This window comes from Gemella sp. (assembly GCF_057272915.1).
On the sequence record NZ_DBHIUF010000012.1, the window covers coordinates 1 to 25,330 of the forward strand.

The following is a 25,330-nucleotide window of genomic DNA, read 5'->3' on the forward strand; positions in this document are numbered from 1 at the left end:
CAGCAACAGTGACAGATCCAACAACAGGAATTAGTCATACAATTCCAGGAACAGACTTAGTGAACCAAGACTTTGAACCAGTAATACCAGCTGATAAGATTCCAGTAAAAGATCCTGCTAACTTAACACAAGAAGAACAAGATAAGGTTAAAGAATCAGTTGAAAAATCTAATCCAGGTAAAAAAGTAACAGTAGATAAAACTGGAAAAGTTACAATAACTGATCCAAATACTAATATAAGTCATGAGATACCAGGAGAAAAATTAATAACTCTTGATCCTCCGGTATTTGAACTTCCAGAATATACAGAACCAATTGGAACAACTGGAGTAGATGAGAATGGAAATCTTATTGAACCACCAGTAGTTGATATTCCAGAATACACAAAACCAATTGGAACAACAGGAGTAGACGAAAGCGGAAATCTACTTGAACCACCAGTAGTTGATATTCCAGAATATACAGAACCAATCGGTACAACTGGAGTAGATGAGAATGGTAATCTAATTGCTCCTCCAGTTATAGATAACCCAGAATTTAACGGTGGAGTAAACGGTGAACCAGAAGTTCAACCAGAATTACCAGAAATTAATGGTGAAGTAGAGGGAGAAGAACAAGGTCGAGGTAACAAGCCACAACCAACTAATAAAGTTGAAAAATCAACAAAACGTTTAGCAAATACAGGTAAAGCTGAAACTAATACAGGACTAGCAGGTCTAGGATTAGCTGTATTAGGAAGTTTACTAGCAGTTGCTAAAAGACGTAGAGAAGATGAAGAATAATCATCAAAAATAAATCTTTAATATTATCTATTTAGATAGTCGAGAAGAGCAAAAAATCCAAGAGTGAATCAAAAGGTTCATTTCTTGGATTTTTTGGTTTTGGTTAGGATTGTGGAAATAATACCCTAAAAATGCTATAGTTTTTGTAGGGAAAGTAAGTAAAAAGGAAGTAAGTATGAGAGATTTTTTCGTATACTGTATATAAGTCATGGTTTAAGGAGCGCTTATTATTTTGAAAAATATAGTGACATTTTTTAATTGAAAAATGGAGATTATGTTACTTTTATAGTCAATAAAGATAGAAGTTCAAAACAACAAAGTTGTTATTAATGAGAATACTGGTAAATAAAGGTGGTGAAAAAGTAAACGATGATAGATGAAATAAAGAAGTTAATTCAAAATGGAGAGAAGATAGATGGTTAGTTTAAAGAATCTAAAAATGCTTTAACTAAGGATGTCTTTGATACAGTATGTTCTTTCAACAATAGGAATGGTGGACATATTTTACTTGGTGTAAATGATAAAAGTGAGATTGTTGGTGTTAGTGAAGATAAAGTTGATAAAGTGATTAAGGAATTTACTACAGCAATAAATAATCCGCAAAAGATGAATCCGCTGCTTTATTTGGTTCCTGAAGTTTTTAACATAGATGAAAAAAAAGTAATTTATATCAGAATACTGAAAGGATATCGAGTATTCAGGCATAATGGAAGAATTTGGGATAGGGCATACGAGGATGACATCAATATAAAAGACCATTCTGAACTTGTTTTCAAATTATACGCAAGGAAGCTAATTTATTAATAAAGTATATCCGAATCTTAATATTGATTTTCTTGATGATTCTGTAATTGATAAGGTTAGGAAAATGGCTGTAGTAAGGAATAGGAATCATGTTTGGAAAAATATGAATAATGAGGAACTTCTCAGAAGTGCAAATTTGATTTTAACCGATCTAGAAATTAAATGTGAGGGAATCACATTAGCAGCTATTTTGTTATTTGGAAAAGACAATTCTATTATGTCTGTCCTTCCGCAACACAAAACAGATGCAATATTCAGAGTTGAAAATAAGGATAGATATGACGATAGAGATGTTGTTATAACAAACCTTATTGATAGCTATGATAGACTTATAGAGTTTGGACAAAACACTTGAATGATTTATTTGTATTGGACGGAATTGTAAATGTTAGTGTGAGAGATAGAATACTTCGAGAGATAGTTTCTAATACATTAGCTCATAGAGATTATTCAAGTGGGTATCCTGCAAAGATGATTATTGACGATGAGAAAATTATTATTGAAAATAGCAACTTTATTCATGGTATGGGAGTATTAGATTTGCAGAAATTTGAGCCGTTTTCTAAGAATCCATCTATATCAAAGGTGTTTAGAGAAATAGGTCTTGCTGATGAATTAGGTTCAGGAATGAGAAATACTTATAAATATACACAGCTTTATTCAGGGCAAAGTCCAGTGTTTGAGGAAGGAGATGTATTCCAAACAATTATTCCTCTTAAAAAGATAGTATCGCAGAAAGTCGGAGGTAATAATATTATTCGAAGCATTTCTCAGAATGACGCTCAGAATTATACTCATGGTGTTTCTCAAGATGTTATTCAGGATGATGCTCATGGTGTCATCTCTCAGAAAATTGTTCAGGGAGTCGTTCGTGATAAGGTAGTTCTCGTAGAGTTTATCAAAGAAAAAGTAAGAAGTAATGATAAGATTACAAGAAAAATCATTGCCGAAGAAGCTGGAGTTAGTGTAAAGACTATTGAAAGGACTATAAAAGAAATAGATAACCTTAAGTATGTAGGTAGAGGACGTAATGGTCGTTGGGAACTTAATGAGTAAAAGTAAGTTGAAATATAAAGAATTTAATGAGTTTTTCAAAAGTTCTGAATTTTAAAAAAAAAAGTTTATATGAGAACTCATAGATGCAGTGATTTATTGGTATCAAAATTCGATTTGTAAAATCTTTTTAGATATTTCATTAAGGTTATTATAGGTTATAAGAGAGTGAAGATTTGAAATTATTAAATAGGTTATTAAGGTTAATATGGGAAAAAGGAATAGTAAAACACGAAGAATTAAATAGGTATCCCTTATAATTCATGTACAACAAATTTCCCCGAAAAAATGACAGCCGTAAACACTGTTGAGTCAACTTTTATAACGTTTTTATGTTTTCTCTAAGTGATAAACTTGGGTTTATAGACCAAAATACGCAAGTAATTTGTGGATAAACATGATAAAATTAAAAGATCTATTTTAAATATACCTCGTTATTGGACGTTTACATTTAATGTTTATTTTATTTGACATATTTATTTTATCATAATTAAACTAGAATAAGAATATTTCATTTGTATCCGCTTACTGTTTTTACTTTATTATTATCAGTATATTTAGTATAATTAGTATAATAAAATAAATAAAGGGTGATAGAATGGATATAATTGGGATTATTAAATTTAGAATAGAGAGAGTAGCAAGTAATGAAAAGCAAAAGGATATTTTATCACTATTGTATATTGTATGGTTTATAATTTTAGTAATAATATTTTTGAACATACTTTTTTCTATATTTATATATATGGAAAGATTCTTCTTTTCGTCTATTGAGTCAAACGAAAATTATTCTATATTAAAACCAAATTTTCAAGGAAGTATAACAAATATATATTTATTTTTTTTGAACATTTAATTAATTTTATTAAATTAATTATTCTGGTAACTATATCTTTTTTTTATGTAAAATATTTTGAAAAAATGAAATTTAAAATAGAATTCATTTACATGATAAGTAATTCGGAAATAATTATGTTGTTATTTTTACATATAAAATTTATTATATATATTGTGTTATTAATAATTTTATTAGTATTGATAATTCCAATAACTGAAAGTACTTTTTTAATCAAAGAAGAAACAAGAAACACCGAATTAAAAATGTATGTAGATAGTGATACTAAAGAAATGCCACTATTGAAAATAGTATTTTTAGAATTAAAAAAATATAAAGAAGGTTTGAACAACGATTATAAGAAAATTAGATGGCTAGAATTTTTCGGAAATAAACAGTACACAAGCAAACCGGATGATATTCTTATTCAAGCTGATAATTTATTAAATCTTAGAAATTGGAGTAAGGAGGAGAAACTTATGTATGATGAAATAACAAGACAACAAGACCATTACTGGGCTTCATTAGCTTATGCTCAAGAAGAAGGACGAGCAGAAGGACGAGTTGAAGAAAAGATAAATACAATTATTTCTCTACTAAAAAGAGGTTATATCAACAGAGAGTTAGCTGCAGAAGAACTGAAAGTAAGTATTGAAGAATTGGATAATTATTTATAATAAAATTCTATTTTTAGTAATCTCTTTCTTTATTCAAGCTGAGTATATTTTTAGCAAATTAACCAAGGAAAAGAAGCAGTATATTAAGTGAGGAGATGCAGTAGTACGAGCTGAAGTAAATTTTTAATGAAACAAAACCCACGAAAAAAGAAGTTTTCTCGTGGGTTCTTATCTTATGCAATTATTTCGTCTTCATCTGCCCTAGAGAATATTGCTCTAAGTGTTTCAGGAGAAGAGGTAGCAACAAATTTAATTGAGGTTTTTATATTCAAAAGAAATGCTTCGTCTTTATGAATTCTATTTGCAGTTAATGCACCTTGAATACTAGTGAATAACCATTCACTAACAGGATTACAAACATCTTCCGGTAGATTTCTATCAAATAGTCCATCAGCAAGAAGTAAACGCCAATTTTCTAATATATCACTACATTTTTCAGCGATTATTGGAGAAAGTTCTGCAGTCTCCATCGCTAATAATGTAAGAGAAAAACCACTACGTTTACATGCTTTACCTTTTGATATAAAAAGTTCGAATACAGTTGTTAAATACTCCTCTAAAGTCCCTAACTTAGGAGAAATTGTTTTAAACTCTTTTTTTACATTGCTGTTGATTTTATCCAAAGCTTCTAGATAAATCTCATCTTTTCCTTTTGGAAAATAGTAATATACGCTTCCTTTAGGGGCTTTAGCTTTTTTTATGATATCCTGAACACTTGTCAGAGAATAGCCCTTAGTTCAAACGTTTTGGACAGTTGTTAAAATAATGTTTTCTTTTACTTTATTATTTAACGTCATGTCATTCACTCCCTTGCTTTATCTTTATAATTTTATTATACAATTTTATGATACTAAAATCAATATTGTATAACAAAAATTTTTTATTTTACTTGAATATACAAATGTTATATTATAAGCAATGATAACGTATAGAAATAAAATATTGATATAATTATAATTTTGGGAAAATGTAATAATATAAAAATTATAGTATAATAATTTATGGTAAATCAAAAGTTCTATGTAGTGCGCGATAATTATGATTATTTTAAAGGTTCTTCTTTGCAATATTTGTATTTAATGGACTTTTATAGTAAAATATAACATGATATTCAATAAGGAGACTGGTATGTTAAAAAAGAAAATGTTTCAACTTTGTGTTGAATTAACTAATGGAAATATGAGCTCAAAAGCTCTAAAAAAATTAACGAAGTCTAATTTAAGTAGATTAATGATTCAACCTTTCGCTAAGGTATTTGATATTAATACTGACGAGATGTTAGATGAAATTGATGATTTTAAAAATTTAAATGAATTTTTTATTAGAAAGTTACGCCCAGATGCTCGTCCAATTAATCAGGATGAAGACTCACTAGTAAGTCCTACTGATGGTGTTATTTCAGAAATAGGTGTTATAGGCGAAGACAGTACATTTGTTGTGAAAAATCAAGTTTATAATGTTCAAACTTTGGTAGGAGATAGTGAATTAGCAGACAAATATAAAGATGGTACATATATGATAATATATCTAAGTCCAAAGAATTATCACCGTATTCACTTCCCTATGAATAGTCAGGTAAAGGATGCATATAGTCTTGGTAAATATTCTTATCCAGTTAATAATCTTGGTTTAGAATTAGGAGATAATATATTAAGCTATAACTACAGACAAGTATATAGACTTAATGGGAAAATAAATTATACATTAATTCCTGTAGGAGCCCAAAATGTTAATTCTATAATTCCGACGTATGAGAGTATTTATGTGAAAAAAGGGGAAGAGTTAGGGTACTTTGAGTTTGGTTCAACAGTAGTATTACTGTTTGAAAAAGATAACGTAATCTTAGAGGAAAACTTAGAGAATAAAGAAATCAAGATGGGAGAGAAAATAGCTACTATTTTATAGGCTATTGGTAAAAGAAAATGGTACTAAAAAGATATTTTTCACCAGATGATTTTATAGAAAAGTATGAGTTTATTGATGTTGAGTATATGAATATGCACAACAAAAAAGTTATTATTTCAGATTTAGATAATACTTTAATATCATGGGATAGTAAGAAAGATACTAAAGAATTAAATAAATGGCTAAAGAAGATGAAAAAAGCTGGTTTTGATATTATCGTCGTGTCTAATAATACAGAAGAGCGTGTTGAGGAGTTTTGTCGTAAGTTAAATCTTCAATATGTAGCTGGAGCTAAAAAACCTTTAACAATTGGTTTCAAAAGAGCATTGCAAAAGTTAAATAGGAAACCAGAAGAAGCGATTATCTTAGGAGATCAAGTATTAACTGATGTACTAGGAGCTAAAAGTTTTGGAGCTATGAGTGTTTTAGTTAAACCAATTTCTAAGACGGATGCATTTAAAACTAGAATTAATAGATTTTTTGAAGCATTGATAATTCAAAATTTAACAAGAAGAAAGAAATTTCCTAAAATGAAAAAAGTAGGATATAGATTAAAACATAAGAAAGAAAATGGAGGCAATATTGAGTAATAAAGTTTATTGTATTGGTTGTGGAGTTGAGATTCAGAGCGAAGACCAGAACAAACAGGGTTATTTGCCGAAGAGTGTGGTAGAAAAAAGTATTGATGGCAATCTTGTTTGTAAAAGATGTTTCAGGTTAAAAAACTATAATGAAGTATCTGATGTGCAACTAGGAGCTGAAGATTTTTATCAACTTATCAAAACATTATCAAAAAAAGATGCATTAATAGTAAAAGTAGTAGATATTTTTGACTTTTCTGGAAGTTGGATTGAAGATGTGGTTGATATTGTAGGAAATAATAAAGATATCGTACTTGTAGCTAATAAGTTAGATTTATTACCTAAATCTGTTAAACCTAATAAAGTTAAACAGTGGCTATTTAAGATGCTAAAAGCCAAAGGTATTAAGGTAAAAGATATTCTTTTAATTAGTGCGATAAAAAATCAAGGTGTCGAAGAAGCTGCAAGTCGTATAGATGAACTTCGCAGAGGTAAGGATGTTTATATTGTTGGTGCGACTAATGTAGGGAAATCTACATTTATTAATAAACTTATCGAACTTACAACTGGGGATAAGAATGTAATTACAACTTCTCACTTCCCGGGGACAACATTAGGAATGATAGAGATACCTTTAGACCGTGCTACTAGTATTTACGATACACCAGGTATTATTCTGGATTATGATATAGCTCATTATCTTGATGCGCAAAGTTTAAAATTAGTAATGCCTAAAAAAGAGATTAAGGCGCGCGTATTCCAGTTAAATGCTGAACAAAGTTTGTTCTTCGGTGGTATGGCTCGAATGGATTTTGTAGAAGGCGAGCGACAAAGTTTCACATTATATGCATCTAATTTAGTAGAAATCCATCGTACAAAGCTAAGTAACGCAGATCAACTGTTTGAAAAGCACTTAGGAACATTATTAAAACCGCCGTTTGAGGATAATATTTCTATTTTCAACAATCAAGTTAAGAAAAGTTTCACTATCGACAGTAGAAAGATGGATATTGTGATTTCTGGATTAGGATGGATTACGGTTAATAGCGATAGTGGATGCAAGATTGATATTCATGTACCAGAAGAAATCGAAGTATTTGTACGTGAATCGATAATATAGTAAAAGAAAAGAGGATAAGATGTTAAAAGGAAAACAAAAAAGACAATTAAGAGCATTAGCTCATCATTTATCACCAATTTTCCAAGTAGGGAAATCAGGTGTAAATAGTGATATGATTCAAGGAATTAGAGATGCGTTAGAAAAACGTGAATTATTAAAAGTAAGTATTTTACAAAACTGTGAAGAAGATAAAGATGAGGTTGCTCAAATTCTATCTGAACGTACTTCATCTGAATTAGTTCAAGTAATTGGACACACTATTGTATTATACAAACAAAGCTCTAAGGAAAAGTATAGAAAAATAGAGTTGGTGAAATAAGATGTCAATTGCGCTTTATGGTGGTAGTTTTGATCCGATTCATATTGGTCATCTGATCACTGCCGAAACAGCACTAGATACTTATGATTTAGAGAAAGTTATTTTTATTCCTTCGTATATTACACCGTTAAAAGGTAGAGAACTTGAAGCTAGTGATAAAAATAGATTTGAGATGACGAAACTAAGTACTAAAGGAAACTTAAAGTTTGAAGTAAGTGACTATGAAATATCAAATGAGGGTGTAAGTTATAGTTATAATACTGTTAAGTATTTTAGTGAATTGTATAAAAATGAAAAAATCTATTTTATTATTGGAACAGATAGAGCCAAAGATTTAAAAAAATGGTATAATATAGGAGAACTAGCAAAACTTGTAACTTTTATTTTTGTTGCTCGTGATGAAGAGGGTTTATATAAAGTAGCAGAAGGGGATGTTTTTTATAAATCTATTAATTACGAGATAATGAAATCACCGATAATTGAGATAAGTTCTAGTTTAATTAGGAAAAATTTAAAAAACAAGAAAAGTATTAATTATATGATTACTGATGAATGTAAGTCATATATAGAGGAGTTGAGTTTATATGGAATATCAAGAAATTCAAAATAGAGTGAAAGAAATATTACCAGAAAAAAGATATGAACACACATTAAGAGTTGTGGAAGTAGCGAAACATCTTGCGAAAATTCATGGAGCAAACGTAGAAAAAGCAGCATTAGCGGCATTAGTGCATGATGTTTGTAAGCCAATGGATGAAGTATTAATGAAAAAATATGTAATTTTACATAATTTAGATGGGAAACTATTAGACTACCCAGTAGAAGTGCTTCATGGACCTGTAGCAAGTGCATTTATCGAAGAAGAATTTGGTGTAGCAGATGAGGAAGTTAAACTTGCTGTAGCTAACCACACATTCGGTAGAAAGCACATGACATTATTAGAAAAAATAATCTTCATAGCTGATTATACTGATCCACAAAGAAAACACCCACATTTAGAAGAGGTTACAGAAGTATCTCAATATGATTTGGATGAAGCGGTAAGACTTGCTGCTAAGTATACGTTAGTTTATTTAATTGATAATGATGAAAGAATTTATCCATCATTACTAAATTGTTATAACTATTATAATATTAAAAACTATCGTGTTGGATTTAAAGAAAAAAATAAAGATAAAATTTTAGCTGATGAAAAAACAATCACGATTAGAAATAAGAGTGAAGCTCACTTCAAAAAAGGTGATTTATTAGAAGCTACGACTTATGAAGATCCTGATACAGTGTTCGCTACACTAGAAGTTGATTTAGTTAAACCTGTAACAAGAGATACTTTAACAGAACGTTATGCTAAGTATTATGATGTTACTCTAGATGAATTAATCAATAAACTAGCAAAAAGATACCCAGAAGATGATGTACTATATGTGGTAATGTTCCATATTATAAAAAAATAAAATAAAGAAAGAGGATGAAAATGGAAGTAGAAAACTTATTAAAAGTTGTTGTAGATGCATGTGATGATAAACATGGTTATGATATCGTTGCATATGACTTAACTCAAGCGGGAGTATTATATGATTATTCTGTAATTTGTCACGCACCTACAAATAGACAAGTAGAAGCAATTGCACAAGAAGTAAGAGAACAAGTATTAGAAAATGGTGGAGAAATTCACAGTACAGAAGGTCTAAGAGAAGCCAAATGGATTCTTATGGATTTAGGTGATGTTGTAGTAAACATCATGACTCGTGACGATAGAGAATACTATGAATTAGATGCACTATTTGAGAAATATCCTATAAAAGGTGTATAATATGTACGAAAATTTAAGTATTGTTTATGATAAACTTATGGATGTCGACTACGATGCTTATAAAAATATTATTGGTCAAGAATTAGAAGATAGAGAAAATCTTCTAGTTCTTGATTTAGGTTGTGGTAGTGGTGCAATGCTACCAACTCTAAAAAAATATGGAGAAGTATTTGCAGTAGACAATAGTGAACAAATGTTGGCGATAGCTAGTGAAAAAGTTCCTTGTTGTAATTATTTTGCGATGGATTTATTAGAAATTTCATCGTTAAATATGGAATTTGATTTTGTATTAAGTGCATTTGATGTATTTAATTATTTATCGGATTTTGAAGAGTTTAAACTAGGATTAAAAGAAGTGTACTCATCTTTAAGAGAAGGTGGAAAATTTATATTTGATATCCACACTCCCAAAAAAGTTACGGATATGTTAGAAAAACAAGTTTTCGGTTATGAAGATGAGGAAATTAGTTATCTGTGGTTTACATATGAAACAGAAAATCCTCTAGAAGTGGAGAGTGAACTGTCGTTCTTTATAAAAGAAAACAATAGTTTATATAGAAAACTAGAACAGTTTCATTCGCAAAGAACTTATGAAATTGAAAGCATCCTTGCTGAAACTCAAAATATTGGATTTAAAGTTAAAGATTATTTCTGTGATTTTGATAAAAACAATAAAAAATATGCTGAATCAGATAGAATAATTTTTATTTTGGAGAAATAATATAGCAGTTGATTTTAAAAAAACTCTTAAGCATTTATATTCCCCTAAGACTAAACCATGTATTGTTAATATAGAGAATGCTAATTATATTGCAGTTAGGGGGAGCGGGGACCCGAATGATGAGAATAGATTTCACCATGTGATTTATATATCTGATGTGATAAAAATATTACCTGAGAAGTTTAAAACAGTTATTAGACATCCAATTAGGAAAAAATCTTAAACTTGATTCTAGTCTTGCTAGAATCAAGTTTTTTATGAATTGACATTATATGATTAAAATAGTATTATAGTTACAGATGTAACTGAAAAAAAGGATGATAATAAATGGAAATTAATATTTCGGAAGCGGAATGGGAAGTAATGCGAGTAGTTTGGAGTAATAAAGAAACTACAAGTAAGTTTGTAATTGATACTCTAGGTGAAGAAAAGTCTTGGACACCATCAACTATTAAAACTTTACTATCAAGGTTAGTTGAAAAAGGATTTTTAGAAACTAGAAAACAAGGGAATAAATTTTTATATTCAGCAAAATGCGTTGAAGATGAGTGTCTAGATATATTAACACAAAATTTTTTAGAGAGAATTTGTGAAAGAAGAACTCATATTATAGTAAAAAATATAATAGAAACTGATAATTTAAGTAAAAGTAATATAGATGAAATTATAGAGTTGTTGAAAGAAAAAAGAAAGACAGCAGATGAGATTATTACGTGCAAGTGTCTAAAAGGACAATGTAGCTGTGCTGCAAAACACGGATAAGAGAGGGATATTAAATGGAAAATGGTAAACAAAAGATATTAATAACGGGTGCTTCAAGTGGACTAGGTCGTGAATTGGCTCATCAATATGCACAAAAGGGTAATGTGGAATTAATATTGGTGGCTCGTAGAAAAGAAGCACTGGAAAAAACTGCTAAAAAATGTGAAGGTTTTGAGAATGTAAAAACTAGAGTCTATAGTGTAGACATTGGCTCTCAAGATCAAGTTGAGCAACTTCTTTCAGCAGTTGATGATGTAGATATCCTTGTAAACGGTGCTGGTTATGGTATTATGAAAGATTTTAGTGAGTTTTGTGATGCTGATGTAGTAAACATGTTTGATACAAATGTTATAGGAACTATTCAACTAACTACTGAAATCGCAAAACGAATGAGAGAAAAAAAATCTGGAACTATTGTAACTATAGCTTCACTAGCCGGTAAAATAGCAACACCAAAGAGTTCTGTTTATTCAGCAACTAAATTTGCTCTAATTGGATATTTTAATTCTTTACGTTTAGAACTAAAAAAAGATAATGTTCATGTTATGACTGTAAATCCTGGCCCAGTAGCTACAAATTTCTTTAATATTGCAGATGAAGATAAGAGTTATCAGAAAGCGATGGGTGGTAAAACATTAACACCGAAACTTGTTGTAAGTAAGATAATAAAAGGAATAGAGAATAAAAAACGTGAAGTAAATTTACCGTTTAAACTAGTTTTAGCTGTTAAAATTAGTCAATTATTCCCAAGATTAAGTGACAGAATGCTTTTAAGAATGTTTAAATAAATAGATTGAAGGGGCTGACCCAAAAGTCCTAGATTTAAAAAAAGTTTGCAAGAAAACTCATAGACGTAGTGGTTTATCGATATCTAAAATTGCTTTATAAAAGGTTTTTAGATATCTAATAGACTGTGAGGGGGTGAATCAACAAAATCTTGTTTCCCAGGAATCATGATTTTTGAGTCACTCCCTTTTCTTTTATTAAGGTTTTATTATATATACCTTCATTGTTAAGATTAAATTATAAAAAAACATTGACAAGAGTTTCTTATCTTGATATACTTAAATCACAATAAAAAATTACACTTTGAAAAGAAGAGTAGTAGTTGATGTTTGCTTAGAGAGTCTCGGTGGGTGAAATGAGATCAAAGATGATACTATGAAGATGGTCTTTTCGTGTTAGTAGTTGAATAGTTAAACTGCTACGGGATAGCCCGATACAGCAAGGAGTATCAAAAAGATATTTTGGTACTTTTTGAGATAGTATTTGTGAAAATACTATAAATCAAGGTGGTAACACGTCTATAGATACGTCCTTGTGGAAGTTAATAGCTTCTACAAGGGCTTTTTTCTTTGTGTAGGAAAAGTGAGGTAAATTTTATGAAAAATAATAATAAAAAAATAACAAAAGTTGTTAGTTCTAGTTTAGCTTTAACATTATTACTAGCAGGTTGTGCTACTAATCAAAATAAGAAAACAGGGGATATTACAAAACCATCGGTTGAATTTAAAACTTTGGTTCAAAATGATGGAAATACGGTATCAGACAGTCATTTAAAAGTAGGAATCTTATCAGCAGATCCACTTACAGGAATGTTTAATCCAATTTTCTTCTTACAAGCAACGGATTATTATGTTATGAGAGATACAATGCTATATACTTTTGCATTGGATAAAGACTACAGATTAAAACAAGATGATAATGAAGCTCCTGCGAAATTCCATTTAGATAAAGAGAAAAAAGAAGCAACAATTACTCTAAGAAAAGATCTGAAATGGAACAATGGGGAAGATGTTACTGCTGATGACATAATTGCTACATATAATTTAATGGGGAATCCTAAATATGTAGAAAATATCAGATATTCTTCTGACTATGAAGTAATTGAAGGAATGAAAGAATATCACGAAGGTAAAACTCCATCAATTAAAGGTATAGAGAAAAAAGATGATAAAACAGTCGTAATTAAATATACAGATGTTAGACCATCATTGCTATGGGGTAATGGTTTTATCACTACATTCTTGAATAAAGTACAGGTTGAAGAAGCATCTAAAGATTTTGCTAAATTTTCTGGTGCTAATCTAAATGCAAAACCACTATCATATGGACCTTATTACTTAGACAAACAGGTTAATGGAGAAAGTGTTCTAGCTAAACAAAATCCTCATTTCTTTAATAAAGATAAAGTAAAAGTAAAAGAAATAGAATTTAAAGCTGTGTCACCATCACAAGCGGCATCAGTTATTAAAAATGGAGATGTAGACTATATTCGTTCTCTAAGTCCAAATATCTGGGAAGGGATAAAAGATTCTAAAAATGGTGATGTTTTAGGTCAGACTGATCTTTATGTGTCATACGTAGGATTTAAATTAGGTAAATTTGATAAAGAAGAAGGAAAAGTTCTAACTGATACAAGTGGAAAATTAGGTGATGCTAAATTAAGACAAGCTTTTGGATACGCAGTAGATTGGGATCAAATTAATGATAAACTATTTAAAGGATTAAGATATACACCAACTGGTTCAGGTTTCTTCCCACCTAGAATAGAATTAGCAGTTAACCCTAATGGTAAGAAATTCAAAAAAGATGTAGAAAAAGCTAAAAAATTATTAGATGAAGCAGGATATAAAGATACTGATGGAGATGGATTACGTGAAAACAAAAATGGTGAGAAATTAGTATTTAATTATGCGGCAAGAAATACTGGTAGTGATTTAGATCAAGCGTTAGCAGATAATTTTATTAAATCATGGAAAGAAGTAGGTCTTGATGTTAAATTGGTAGATGGTAAATTATTATCACCAAAAGATTGGTCAACAAGAGTACAAGCAGACGATTCTTCTATTGATATTTTCCAAGGAGCATGGGGATTCTTTAATAATCCAAACCCTAACTATATAGCAGGAGGAACTTCTAAATTAAATTTACCTAGATATATAGATGAAACTCTAGCAAAAGATTTAGAAGCGATTGATTCAAAAGATTCATTTGATGATAATAAAATAAAAGAAGCGTTTAATAAATTTGATAATGACTTTGCTGAGGTTGCGCCATGGTTACCTTTAAGCTGGAGCACAGATATAGTATGGGTCAATAAACGAGTGAAAAATATAGATCTTAAAAAATACAATACTTTTGAACAACAATTCTACGAACTTGAATTAACTTCAGATAAAGGTATTAAAAGCTAAATATAAATAGGGAGTGACTCAAAAATCGTGATTTCGGAGAAATCGATTTTGTCGAGTCACCCCCGCACAGTTTATTAGATATCTAAAAAGCTTTTATAAAGCGAATTTAGATATCAATAAACCACTGCGTCTGTGAGTTCTCATATACACTTTGTTAAAATTTAGGACCTTTATGCCAGTCCCTGAGAAGATAAAACTTATGAATAAAGTTTAAATGTTGAAAGCTAGGTATAGTAATTCACGGCTGGCTGGAATCATGATATAATAACTTTATAATCTAATAAAAAATATGTTGAGCGACTTAATAAAATTAATTCCTAAGGAATTGCAATTTTTGAGTCGCTCTCTTTAAAGGATTATTTTCCCTAAATATTATACAAATTTTTGAAAAAATAAAATAAAGGTCTTTATTAAAATAAATTATGAAATAATAATATTTTATAAGAATTATTGTACTGATAATAAATATTATTGAATGGAAAAATTTTCTTAAATATGGTAAAATAAAGTATTGAGAAATCAACGATTAAATTTCTAATGAAAGAGATTAAAGGAGATTATATGATTAATAAATTAGGATGGAAAATTGGTGGAGAACAAGGTGAAGGGCTAGAAAGTACAGCCGAAATCTTCTCTACAGTAATAAATACACTAGGTTATCACATGTATTCTACAAGAGACTTCGCAAGTAGAATTAAAGGTGGACACAGTAATAGTAAAATTTGTATTTCAGAAGAAAGAATTAATGTTATTGACTATAAGACAGATATTCTTATAGCCTTTGACCAAGCTACATTAGATAGTTATATTCCAGAATTGGATGAAAATAGTATTATTATTGCGGACGCTAAAATTAAACCAGAAATTTCAGAAGAAATTAAAGGATTAGTTGCGGTATTCCCAATTACTGATTTAGCAAAAGAGATTGCAAATCCAATTATTAAAAACATTATTACACTTGGGATTTGCTCAGCATTATTAGATATTGATTCAAAAATATTCTACGATATGATTGAAGCAAAATTCTCTAGTAAAGGTGAAGAAATCGTAAATACTAATATTCAAGCCTTCGATAAAGGTCGTGAAATCATGAATGAATTCATGGCTGAAAATAATATTAATGATAAGTATTATCTAAAAAAATTAAATCCAACTCACAAAAATATGTGGTTAGTTGGTAACCATGCAGCGGGTCTTGGTGCACTAGCAGCAGGATGTAGAATGTATGCAGGATATCCAATTACACCGGCTACGGAAATTATGGAATATTTATTCGATAAACTTCCACTAGTAAATGGTGCATATATCCAAACAGAGGATGAGATTGCAGCGTTAGGTGTGGCTATTGGAGCGAACTTCGCAGGAGTTCGTGCAATGACAGCTACTTCAGGACCTGGTATTTCATTAATGACTGAGTTCTTAGGTATGGCAGCGATGGCAGAGCAACCAGTTGTTATAGTCGATGTTCAAAGGGGTGGACCTTCTTCAGGGCTTCCGACAAAAACTGAACAATCAGATATTTTCCACGCAGTTTATGGTGGAACAGGGGATGCTTCTCGTATTGTATTAGCTCCAACATCTGTAGAAGATTGTTTCTACACTATGATTGATGCGTTCAATATGGCAGAAAAGTATCAAACACCTGTTATTGTCTTAATGGATTTACAATTAGGTATGAACAAATCTACAGTACCTAACTTTGATTTTAGTAAGGTTCAAATTGATCGTGGTAATCTATTAAAACAAGAAGAAATCACAGAAGAAGATATTATTTACTTCAAACGTTATGCGACTGATGTATTAGTTTCAAATAGAACTATCCCAGGTCAAAAAGGTGGAATCCACAACGCGAACAGTTATGAACACTCTGTTGTAGGATTACCTTCTGAGGTTAAACGTAACACAGTACGTCAAAAAGAAAAACGTTCTAATAAGATTGAATCTGCATTAGTAGAAAAACCATTTATCTTAAATGAATATAACGATGAAAAAGACATTCTATTAGTAGGTGTAAATTCAACATATGGAGTTCTAAATAAAGCTGCTAAGCAATTACAAGAACAAGGTATGAAGATTGATACTATGCACATTCGTCAAATTTATCCAGTTGCTCAACCTATTCGTGATACATTTGATAAATATAGAAAGATTTATATTGTCGAGCACAACCACAACAAACAGTTACGTACAGTAATAGCAAGTAAATATCACAATTCAGAAAAAATTGGTAGTTTACTGAAATATAATGGAGACATTTATTATACTCACGAACTTGTTGAACAATTACTAGAGGAGGAGAAATAGTTTGAAAGTAACATTAAAAGATTATAAAAACGATGTTAAGCCCGATTGGTGTGCCGGTTGTGGAGACTTCTCGGTACTTGCGGGTATAAATAGAGCTGTTGTAAATCTAGGGATTAAACCTGAAAATGTTGTAATCTCAGCAGGGATTGGATGTTCTGGGAAAATTAGTGGATATACAAAAGCATATGGAGTTCAAGGATTACACGGACGTTCACTACCAATTGCTCAAGGGATAAAACTAGCTAACCAAGATTTAACAGTTTTCGCTATGGGTGGAGATGGTGATGGTTATGCTATCGGAATTGGACATGCTGTTCACGCTATGAAACGTAACGTAAATATGACATACGTAGTAATGGATAACCAACTTTATGCCTTAACAAAAGGTCAAATGTCTCCTAAATCTGATGAAGGTTTAGTAACGACAACAACTCTAGAAGGTGTAATGGAAAAACCATTATCAGCTATGAAAATTGCCTTATCTTGTGAAGTTACATTCTTAGCGCAAGCATTCACAGGTGATATGAAAGAAATGATGCAAATCTTCGAAGAAGCTGTTAATCATGATGGATTCTCACTAGTTAACGTGTTCAGCCCATGTAAAACATATAACTACAAAAATACGCCAGCTTGGTATAAAGAACACTTAACAAAACTTTCTGATATCGAAGGTTATGATAATACTAATAAATTAGAAGCGTATAGAGTCTTAGAAGAATACAACGACCTTGTAACAGGGGTAATCTACAAAAATGAGAAAAAACCTCATTACGAAGATACTTTACGTAATTATAAACGAGATGAACCTATTGCTCATCAGAACCTAGAACTTAGTGAGGAATTATTTAACTCGTTATGTGATGAATTCAGATAAGAGGTAAAATATGAAATTAAAAAGAATATTATTGCCATTAGCTGCAGCTTATGTAGGATATAGAGTTTATCAAAAAACAGAAGAGCAAGAATTAAATAATGACCACATAGATAGGTGTAGAAACAAATTAATTGCATTAGGTTACGATGTTATAGATAGCTATACGCTAAACTTAAAAGAAAACTCATATTTAATGTTCTATTTTGATAATAACAATATCGAATATGAAGTGCGTTATGATAAAGAAAGTGAAACAATAGAGTACATAAAAGAGGTATAAGAAAATGAGTAAATCAATAGAAAGATTCAGAGAATTAACAATGTTAGACGGAACATCAGGATTTGAAAGTGAAATTTCAAAATATTTAGAAGAAAATTTATCTAAATATGCTGATGAGATTAAGTTCGATAATCTTGGTGGAATCTATGCTATTAAAAAGTCTAAAAAAGAAAATGCTAAAACAGTTATGATTTCAGCTCACATGGATGAAGTTGGATTTATTGTAACTAAAGTATTACCAAATGGTATGCTTAAATTTGAAACACTTGGTGGTTTTAGGGAAGATGTTCTTTTAGCTCAAACTTACACAGTAACTTCATACGAAGGAAAAAAATTCACTGGAGTAATAGGGTCAATTCCTAAACACTTCACTGCTGGAGTAGCGCAAAATGTAAAAATTAGCGATATGACTATAGATGTAGGTGCTTCTTCAAGAGAAGAAGCTTTAGAAATGGGAATTCGCGAAGGTGCATTTGTTACACCAAAAACAACATTCGAACAACTTACTGAAAATAGATTTATGAGTAAAGCTGTTGACAACCGTTACGGATGTGTAATTATTACAGAAATCTTAGAAGAATTTGCTGATAAAGAATTAGACTTCAACCTAGTAGTTTGTGCTACTGTTCAAGAAGAAGTAGGTCTTCGTGGAGCAACAGTGGCAGCTAATATGATTAAACCTGATGTATGTTTCGTAGTAGACTGTAGTCCAGCAAACGATATGGATGGAAAAGAAACAAGTAACGGACGCCTAGGAGAAGGATTCTTAGTAAGATTAGTTGATAGAACTATGGTACTTCGTGCTAATATGAGAGAAAAAATCGTAGCACTTGCTGAAGAAAATGGAATTAAATACCAATACTTCACTTCACCAGGAGGAACAGATGCTGGTAATATTCACCAAGCATTAAATGGTATTCCAACAACTGTAATCGGTATTTGTGCACGTTATATTCACACTCACAATGCAGTATTCGATATCCGTGATTACTACGCAGCTAAATCAATTTTAGGGAAATTATTAGAAACTATCGATGATAAATTCATTGAAGATGTAAGAAAATAAAACGAAAAATGAGGATAGAAAAAATTTCTATCCTCATTTTTTTTATCTTTTTCTTTTGCTTCTTCGATATTGTTGAGGTTCTTCCTCATAATAGCTATTATCGTATACAGGATCTAAAGGATGAGAACCATCAATATATTGATCTTCATCATATTCTTCTTCGTAGTTTTCGTAATATTCATCTTCCAAATATTCTTCATGAATCGTAGCGTTTATTTTAACGATTATTCCGAAGAGAATACTGTTGGCTATTAATGAACTTCCACCATAACTTATAAATGGCATACTTATACCAATTACAGGAATAATACTAAGTGTTGAAAAAATATTGATGAAGAATGAGAAGCAAAAACTACAAATAGCTAATAAAATAAAGTAATAGCTGTAGTTACCTTGTTCGCATTTTTTCATTATATTGAATAATCTTAGTATGAATATAAAGAAAATAGTTAAGAATATTGCAGCACCTATAAATCCAAAGTTTTTAGCAACTATAGAAAAGATAAAATCATTAAATTGTTCATCTATATAGTTTTTATTTTTAGCGAATGTACCAGTAAGTCCACCTAATTTAATCTCACTAAGAACTTGAGTGATTTGGTAAGAGTAATCAAGCTTATAGGCTTCAGGATTTAACCATGAAAGAATACGATTAAGCTGATAAGATTTTAATCCAACTAGACTTAGAAGTTTTGGGAAATATAAGGCTGCAAGAATAATAATTGCTAGCCCAGCTATTACCACAGAGTAGATTCTGAATAATGTCTTCCCTTTATTACAGACTAAAAATACTAAACCTAAGAATAAAAAGATGAAAAATAAGCCATTACCTAAGTCATTTTCTTTAGCGACCAATACGAAAGGTATTGAAATTATTAATGCTATTTTTAAAAGTTTTACAGTATCTGTATTATCTTTAAAACTCTTTTCTTTTATCAGCATACTAATCATCGCTACTGTGGCTATTTTACCAAATTCTGAAGGTTGTAAAGTGAAAAATCCGAAGTTATACCAACTGCGAGCACCATTTACAATAGGTGCAAGACTAGGCGGAACTAAGAATATACCGACCAAAAGAACTAGTGCAAGTAAATAGAAGAATATAGAAAATCGTTCTATATAATCTATTGGTATTTTTTGAAGTAAATATATTATTCCAAGACCAATCGTATAGAAAACAAATTGCTTAAGGAATAATGTAGGTGTTTTATTGTTATTATATTCAGCTAGTAATATAAATAATAAACTAGAAAAACTAAATATAAAATAAAAAATCAATATCGATAAATTTGTTTTATTTTTTATGAAATTTAACATAAGTCAACTCCTTTGATGTAATTATACAATGGAACAACTTATTCTTAAAAATAAATAGTTTATATGTATATTTACTGTTTATCAAAAATATTGCATTCTAAATTTATTTATGTTAGAATAAAAGTAAGAAAGAGAGCCGTTTCAAAGACGGTGACTCTGATTAAAATGTTATTAAAAAATAACCATCTTAACCCGTTCAAAGTTTAAAAGATGGTTATTTTTTATTGTCTTTTTTAATGCTGAGATACATACTCCAACTATTGTAACAATCAATAGATTTATTCTAATAATTGTCTGTATGATTTCGTAAGCTGACAATTTGCTACTCCTTTCTTCAAGATTTCGATACTTATGAGCATAAGCATCAGCCCCTTTCACATTGAAGTAGCCACCATCTTTATTAGAAGATATTACACTCCTTAACTTCTCTCTCCAAATTGATTATATCAAATAAAAATTTAATAATCAATTGACAGAATAGTTATTCTAAAAAAACAGTGCGGAGAATATAAATTATTCTGACATCTATTTTTAGTTTTTGTATGTCTCATAATATAACAGATTGATTGAGATTATTAATTGAAAAAGTGATATAATTAATTATAGATAAAAAAACACGATATATGGAGTATTTCTAATGATAAACAAAGAGGAACTATACAAATTAGATGAACTTTCTCCAGATGGTACATTTACAACCGGAGAAGATATACCAACACATTTAAATATAGGAAAATTAAGAGAATACGTGAAAGAGAACAATATATCTCTAGATGATTTAACAGAAGAAGAAAAATATAAAATAATGAGCACTTTTTGATTTTAGTAGAGGAGGAATAACTATGTTGCTTTTGAAATTGATTAAAATTACTAATAATGTTGTTGTATATAATTATTTCCCAGAGAACGCTGAAGATTATGGAACTATAGAGTTGGACTTGAAATCAAGAGAGGCTAGATTAATTAAACGAGCAGATAAATATAAACAAACAATGTATTTAATGCATGCATATCAAGGATTATTGAGAATGTTAGATGAAAATGATTTTTCAGATACAAGAGTAGTTGCTTGGTACTAGAAAACGTAAAAGAGAAACACTTGGTAAATTTACCAAGTGTTTTTTATTTTATTATCTAGGAAGTTCAAATCCAGGTGAAGAGATTAAACTTTTAATTTTTTCTTGTGCTTCATAAATTATATCAGGAGTTTCATCTTTGAAAACTTTTTTCAATTCACCGTTTATTACCTCATAACTAATATAAGGATCACACATCTTTATTAAATATGAATATTGTTCATATTCGTTCATATTTTCTAAGTTAAACATATTCTTCATCCTCTTTCAAAATAATCTTTCATTCATATTATAATCAATTTATACTATGTTTATAACATAAATTAGTTTTCTTTAGTATTAATCTTTTTGTAATTTGAAAAATGTTATTTTAAATAATGTATATTTTATGAGAAAATGTTATAATTAATTGGATTATATAGAGTATTATAAGGAGAAATATTTATGGTTGATGATAAATTACTATATGAGTTTGATGAATATGCAACAGATAGTAGATATACAGCATCTGAAAATCTTTATCCAGATCTTGACATGGGAAAATTAAGTGAATATATAAAAAATAACAATTTAAGATGGAAAGACTTGACAGAAGAAAAAATAATAGAAATATTAAATATAAGAGGTAAAAATAATAATGTGTAATAAGAAATTATCTTAAAATGATTTTAAAAGGTTCAGTTATTTAAGTCATATACCTAACTGTCATAAAATTGATGAGGAATTTGAAAAGTATTACCAATTTGCTAAAAGGTTAGGACTTCCAAACCCTGATAGAAATTCAAAAATCAGACCATTATATAAAAAATAAAAGTATTTGGTATAGTCTTTAAGTACTTTTATTATAACGAACTGCGATTAACTTATAGAACTATTGATACTAGATTTGTTATTGAGTTTCCATTGATTTTTTTGAAAAATGTATAATATGTTTATGGGTATAAATATATTAAAAATAACAATGTTGTAATATTAACACTTTAGGAAATTAAGGAATACTATTTTAAAAAACTCGTGTTTTATGCTAAAATTATATATGTTATAAATACATGGAAGAAATTAAGAGAAAGGAACTTTTGAGATGAAATATACTCCAATGATAGAACAATATCTGAAGATAAAAAAAGATTATCAAGATGCATTTGTATTTTACCGTCTTGGTGATTTTTATGAGATGTTCTTTGAAGATGCGACTAGAGCGTCAAAAATATTAGAAATAACCTTAACTGCTCGTGATGGAGGAGCTGAAAAAATTCCTATGTGTGGAGTTCCATTTCATTCATCAGCAGCTTACATTGATACTTTAGTAAATAATGGATATAAAGTAGCTATATGCGAACAAGTTTCTGAACCTGGTCAAGGGAAAATCGTAGAGCGTAAGGTAGTTCAGGTAATCACACCAGGGACTTACATGAACTACAAAAACTACGATGAGAATAACTACTTAGGTAGTGCATATGTGAATGATAATAATATATACTTCGCATTTTGTGATATTATGACTGGTGATAGCCGTTGTACTGTACTAAAAACTATGGCTGACCTACAAGACGAAGTACTAAAAAATAATATTAAAGAAGTAATTAGCATAAAAGATCAAGAGTTAGATATTAGTGCTTATATTACTGAAGTTGAATTAAATACTGATATTAATAAGGAAAAAACAAGTAATCTTACTGACAATAATCTACGTGTAGCATGTGATGTTCTTTTAGATTATATTGAAAGAACTCAAAATAAAGATATTTCAAGCCTTAAAGATTTTGAAGTATATTTTAAAGATAAGTTTGTTTATATGACGAACTACTCATTAAAAAACTTAGAAGTTACTCAGAACATGGCTAATGGTGGTAAGAAAGGTTCTCTTCTTAGTATTGTAGATAAAACTTCAACAGCTGCGGGATCAAGAAAACTTAAAAAATGGTTAGAAAATCCATTGTTAGATCTTAAAGAAATTAAAAAACGTCAGGAAATCGTAGAAGATTTTACTAAACATTATTTTGAAAAAGCTGATGTTAAAACTAGTTTGAAAGAAGTATATGACCTTGAAAGAATTTCTACAAAAGTATCTTATAATATCGTAAGTCCTAAGGAATTATTAAATCTAAAGAAAACATTGGCTCAAATACCAGAAATCAAGAAATTACTATTAGGATTTGAATCTAATAAATTAAAAGATATCGCAGAGAATATCGATGAATTAACAGATTTATACGACTATCTTGAAGCAACAATCCATGAAGAAGCTGGTCAGACTGTTAAAGAAGGTAATGTAATTAAATTAGGCTTTAATGAAGAGTTAGATAGTTATAAAAATGCTAGTAAAAACGGAAATAGAATTTTACTAGAAATCGAAGAACGTGAAAAAGAGAGAACTGGGGTTAAAAATCTAAAAGTTGGATACAATAAGATTTTTGGTTACTTTATCGAAGTATCTAAAGTAGGGCTTAAGACTATAAATCCAACAGAACTAGGTTATCATAGGAAACAAACACTATCTAATTGTGAGAGATTTGTATCTGAAGAACTAAAAAAAGTTGAAGAACACATCGTGAATTCTAAGACGAAAATCGAAGAATTAGAATTACAATTGTTCCAAGAAGTTAAGACGAAGATTTATAATTATATCGTAAGATTACAAAGAGTTGCGAATACTCTAAGTGATATTGATGTGTTCGTTTCATTATCTGATGTAGCGGAAGAATATGGTTATGTTAAACCTGAATTTAATGATAATAATATTATTGATATTGTTGATGGTCGTCACCCGATTGTCGAAAGAAATGTGAGTGCTAATAGTTATATTAGTAATGATTGTAAAGTAGACAAAGATAATAATATCTTGCTTATTACGGGGCCGAATATGTCTGGTAAATCCACTTATATGAGACAGCTTGCTCTTATTGTGATTCTTGCACAAATTGGATCATTTGTTCCAGCGACTTCTGCAAATCTACCGATTTTCGATAAAATATTTACGAGAATAGGTGCGAGTGATGATCTTGCTGGAGGGAAATCGACGTTTATGGTTGAAATGATTGAGGCGAAGAATGCTTTAGTCGAATCTACTGCAAATTCATTATTAATTTTTGATGAAATTGGTCGTGGAACATCGACGTATGACGGTATTGCCTTAGCTCAATCAATATTAGAATATATTAATAATACTATCAAATGTAAAACATTATTCTCAACTCACTATCATGAGCTTACAAAGTTAGAAAATATTACCCAGGGAATAAAGAATATCCATGTTTCTGCAAAAGAAGATCATGGAAAACTAATTTTCTTATATAAAATTAATGAAGGACCTATCGAGAAGAGTTATGGTATTCATGTTGCTCAACTTGCCCATCTACCAGAAGATGTTATCGTAGGCGCTAATAAAATTTTAAGAGAATTAGAAAGTGGGAATAAAGGTAGTGAGGACCTTGTTGATAATGCTAGATATAATAAGGTATTATTAAATGAAAATTCATCACAAGAATCTGAAGAAAAATTAAGAGAAAAAATACGTCAAGAACTTGAACAAGAATACAGCAGTCGAGTAGTTAAAGAAGAAGTTGTAAAAATAGACGAGGAAGCTTTAAGAGCACAACTTCGTTCTGAACTAGAAAAAGAACTTAAAGAAGAGTTAGAGAAAACTATTAGAAAACAATTAAAAGCTGAAGAGAAATCAGGAAAAAATTATGCAAAATTACAATTGGATTTCGATGGTGATAATGAGAAATTTGATGAAATCAAAAAGCAATTAGAGAGTGTAAACTTCTTAGAAACAACACCAATGCAAGCATTTAATCTTCTTTATGAATTACAGAGAAAAATAAGTGAGGATGTGAAATAA

General features: G+C 29.8%; 26 protein-coding genes and 2 pseudogenes. 24 read left to right on the forward strand and 4 right to left on the reverse strand.

Annotation, left to right across the window (positions count from 1 at the left end):
* The 5 genes and pseudogenes from ACO6OL_RS05950 to ACO6OL_RS05970 all read left to right on the forward strand — a co-directional run.
* The coding region (locus ACO6OL_RS05950; protein WP_485502475.1) for an SIALI-17 repeat-containing surface protein at positions 1 to 782 on the forward strand (782 nt) is incomplete at its 5' end.
* Between the two features lie 435 nt (positions 783 to 1,217).
* Positions 1,218 to 1,586 (forward strand): annotated as a pseudogene (locus ACO6OL_RS05955) (AlbA family DNA-binding domain-containing protein); the annotation flags it as partial.
* Between the two features lie 64 nt (positions 1,587 to 1,650).
* The gene (locus ACO6OL_RS05960; RefSeq protein ID WP_485502476.1) at positions 1,651 to 1,941 is read left to right on the forward strand and encodes a hypothetical protein; all 291 of its coding nucleotides are present in this window, start codon (positions 1,651 to 1,653) and stop codon (positions 1,939 to 1,941) included.
* Entirely contained in the window at positions 1,938 to 2,642 is a 705-nt protein-coding gene (locus ACO6OL_RS05965; protein WP_485502477.1) for a hypothetical protein, read from the forward strand. The genes ACO6OL_RS05960 and ACO6OL_RS05965 overlap by 4 nt, the downstream gene beginning before the upstream one ends.
* Before the next feature lie 969 nt (positions 2,643 to 3,611).
* Complete coding sequence (locus ACO6OL_RS05970; RefSeq protein WP_485502478.1) at positions 3,612 to 4,151, forward strand: hypothetical protein; 540 nt, start codon at positions 3,612 to 3,614, stop codon at positions 4,149 to 4,151.
* Positions 4,152 to 4,324: 173 nt separating this feature from the next.
* Here the strand turns inward: ACO6OL_RS05970 and ACO6OL_RS05975 are convergent, their stop codons facing one another.
* Both ACO6OL_RS05975 and ACO6OL_RS05980 read right to left on the reverse strand, forming a co-directional pair.
* Positions 4,325 to 4,774 (reverse strand): LmrA/YxaF family transcription factor, encoded by a 450-nt coding sequence (locus tag ACO6OL_RS05975; RefSeq protein ID WP_485502479.1) that lies wholly within the window; start codon positions 4,772 to 4,774, stop codon positions 4,325 to 4,327.
* Between the two features lie 12 nt (positions 4,775 to 4,786).
* Positions 4,787 to 4,873 (reverse strand): annotated as a pseudogene (locus tag ACO6OL_RS05980) (TetR family transcriptional regulator); the annotation flags it as partial.
* Between the two features lie 406 nt (positions 4,874 to 5,279).
* Here ACO6OL_RS05980 and ACO6OL_RS05985 point away from each other — a divergent pair.
* The 15 genes from ACO6OL_RS05985 (at position 5,280) to ACO6OL_RS06055 (ending at position 19,093) form a co-directional block, all read left to right on the forward strand.
* Positions 5,280 to 6,056: a phosphatidylserine decarboxylase gene (locus ACO6OL_RS05985; protein WP_485502480.1), complete on the forward strand. Its 777-nt coding sequence runs from the start codon at positions 5,280 to 5,282 to the stop codon at positions 6,054 to 6,056.
* Positions 6,057 to 6,073: 17 nt separating this feature from the next.
* Complete coding sequence (locus tag ACO6OL_RS05990; protein WP_485502481.1) at positions 6,074 to 6,646, forward strand: YqeG family HAD IIIA-type phosphatase; 573 nt, start codon at positions 6,074 to 6,076, stop codon at positions 6,644 to 6,646.
* Entirely contained in the window at positions 6,639 to 7,757 is a 1,119-nt protein-coding gene (yqeH, locus tag ACO6OL_RS05995) for a ribosome biogenesis GTPase YqeH (RefSeq protein WP_485502482.1), read from the forward strand. Before ACO6OL_RS05990 ends, yqeH begins: the two co-directional genes overlap by 8 nt.
* Positions 7,758 to 7,776: 19 nt before the next feature.
* Complete coding sequence (yhbY, locus tag ACO6OL_RS06000; protein WP_004264083.1) at positions 7,777 to 8,076, forward strand: ribosome assembly RNA-binding protein YhbY; 300 nt, start codon at positions 7,777 to 7,779, stop codon at positions 8,074 to 8,076.
* Position 8,077: 1 nt separating this feature from the next.
* Positions 8,078 to 8,686: a nicotinate (nicotinamide) nucleotide adenylyltransferase gene (gene nadD, locus ACO6OL_RS06005; RefSeq protein ID WP_485502483.1), complete on the forward strand. Its 609-nt coding sequence runs from the start codon at positions 8,078 to 8,080 to the stop codon at positions 8,684 to 8,686.
* A complete protein-coding gene (yqeK, locus tag ACO6OL_RS06010; protein WP_485480718.1) occupies positions 8,661 to 9,530 on the forward strand; it encodes a bis(5'-nucleosyl)-tetraphosphatase (symmetrical) YqeK in 870 nt (289 codons plus the stop codon). Before nadD ends, yqeK begins: the two co-directional genes overlap by 26 nt.
* Before the next feature lie 20 nt (positions 9,531 to 9,550).
* On the forward strand, positions 9,551 to 9,889 hold the full coding sequence (gene rsfS, locus ACO6OL_RS06015; protein ID WP_004264102.1) for a ribosome silencing factor: 339 nt from the start codon (positions 9,551 to 9,553) through the stop codon (positions 9,887 to 9,889).
* Between the two features lies 1 nt (position 9,890).
* Positions 9,891 to 10,610 carry a class I SAM-dependent DNA methyltransferase gene (locus ACO6OL_RS06020; protein WP_485502484.1) on the forward strand — a complete coding sequence of 240 codons (720 nt, stop codon included), beginning with the start codon at positions 9,891 to 9,893 and terminating at the stop codon, positions 10,608 to 10,610.
* A gap of 327 nt (positions 10,611 to 10,937) precedes the next feature.
* On the forward strand, positions 10,938 to 11,372 hold the full coding sequence (locus ACO6OL_RS06025) for a CopY/TcrY family copper transport repressor (protein WP_485502485.1): 435 nt from the start codon (positions 10,938 to 10,940) through the stop codon (positions 11,370 to 11,372).
* 14 nt (positions 11,373 to 11,386) lie between these two features.
* Positions 11,387 to 12,160 (forward strand): SDR family NAD(P)-dependent oxidoreductase, encoded by a 774-nt coding sequence (locus ACO6OL_RS06030; RefSeq protein ID WP_485502486.1) that lies wholly within the window; start codon positions 11,387 to 11,389, stop codon positions 12,158 to 12,160.
* A 594-nt stretch (positions 12,161 to 12,754) separates the two neighbouring features.
* Entirely contained in the window at positions 12,755 to 14,569 is a 1,815-nt protein-coding gene (locus tag ACO6OL_RS06035) for an ABC transporter substrate-binding protein (RefSeq protein ID WP_485502487.1), read from the forward strand.
* A 561-nt stretch (positions 14,570 to 15,130) separates the two neighbouring features.
* Positions 15,131 to 16,873 (forward strand): 2-oxoacid:acceptor oxidoreductase subunit alpha, encoded by a 1,743-nt coding sequence (locus ACO6OL_RS06040; RefSeq protein WP_485493050.1) that lies wholly within the window; start codon positions 15,131 to 15,133, stop codon positions 16,871 to 16,873.
* A 1-nt stretch (position 16,874) separates the two neighbouring features.
* Entirely contained in the window at positions 16,875 to 17,747 is an 873-nt protein-coding gene (locus tag ACO6OL_RS06045; RefSeq protein ID WP_485502488.1) for a 2-oxoacid:ferredoxin oxidoreductase subunit beta, read from the forward strand.
* Positions 17,748 to 17,757: 10 nt separating this feature from the next.
* Entirely contained in the window at positions 17,758 to 18,027 is a 270-nt protein-coding gene (locus ACO6OL_RS06050; RefSeq protein ID WP_485482825.1) for a hypothetical protein, read from the forward strand.
* A 4-nt stretch (positions 18,028 to 18,031) separates the two neighbouring features.
* Positions 18,032 to 19,093, forward strand: a complete 1,062-nt coding sequence (locus ACO6OL_RS06055) for a M42 family metallopeptidase (RefSeq protein WP_485502489.1) — start codon at positions 18,032 to 18,034, stop codon at positions 19,091 to 19,093.
* Between the two features lie 42 nt (positions 19,094 to 19,135).
* Here ACO6OL_RS06055 and ACO6OL_RS06060 read toward each other — a convergent pair whose 3' ends face one another.
* Positions 19,136 to 20,410 carry an FtsW/RodA/SpoVE family cell cycle protein gene (locus ACO6OL_RS06060; protein WP_485502490.1) on the reverse strand — a complete coding sequence of 425 codons (1,275 nt, stop codon included), beginning with the start codon at positions 20,408 to 20,410 and terminating at the stop codon, positions 19,136 to 19,138.
* A 637-nt stretch (positions 20,411 to 21,047) separates the two neighbouring features.
* On the opposite strand from ACO6OL_RS06060, the gene ACO6OL_RS06065 reads away from it, so the two are divergent.
* Together ACO6OL_RS06065 and ACO6OL_RS06070 are read left to right on the forward strand one after the other, a co-directional pair.
* Entirely contained in the window at positions 21,048 to 21,230 is a 183-nt protein-coding gene (locus tag ACO6OL_RS06065) for a hypothetical protein (protein ID WP_485502491.1), read from the forward strand.
* 22 nt (positions 21,231 to 21,252) lie between these two features.
* A complete protein-coding gene (locus ACO6OL_RS06070) occupies positions 21,253 to 21,489 on the forward strand; it encodes a hypothetical protein (RefSeq protein ID WP_485502492.1) in 237 nt (78 codons plus the stop codon).
* Between the two features lie 51 nt (positions 21,490 to 21,540).
* Here ACO6OL_RS06070 and ACO6OL_RS06075 read toward each other — a convergent pair whose 3' ends face one another.
* The gene (locus tag ACO6OL_RS06075) at positions 21,541 to 21,738 is read right to left on the reverse strand and encodes a hypothetical protein (RefSeq protein WP_102169935.1); all 198 of its coding nucleotides are present in this window, start codon (positions 21,736 to 21,738) and stop codon (positions 21,541 to 21,543) included.
* Positions 21,739 to 21,930: 192 nt separating this feature from the next.
* Here ACO6OL_RS06075 and ACO6OL_RS06080 point away from each other — a divergent pair, with 192 nt between their 5' ends.
* Complete coding sequence (locus tag ACO6OL_RS06080; protein WP_102169934.1) at positions 21,931 to 22,131, forward strand: hypothetical protein; 201 nt, start codon at positions 21,931 to 21,933, stop codon at positions 22,129 to 22,131.
* A 436-nt stretch (positions 22,132 to 22,567) separates the two neighbouring features.
* Positions 22,568 to 25,330: a DNA mismatch repair protein MutS gene (mutS, locus tag ACO6OL_RS06085; protein ID WP_485502493.1), complete on the forward strand. Its 2,763-nt coding sequence runs from the start codon at positions 22,568 to 22,570 to the stop codon at positions 25,328 to 25,330.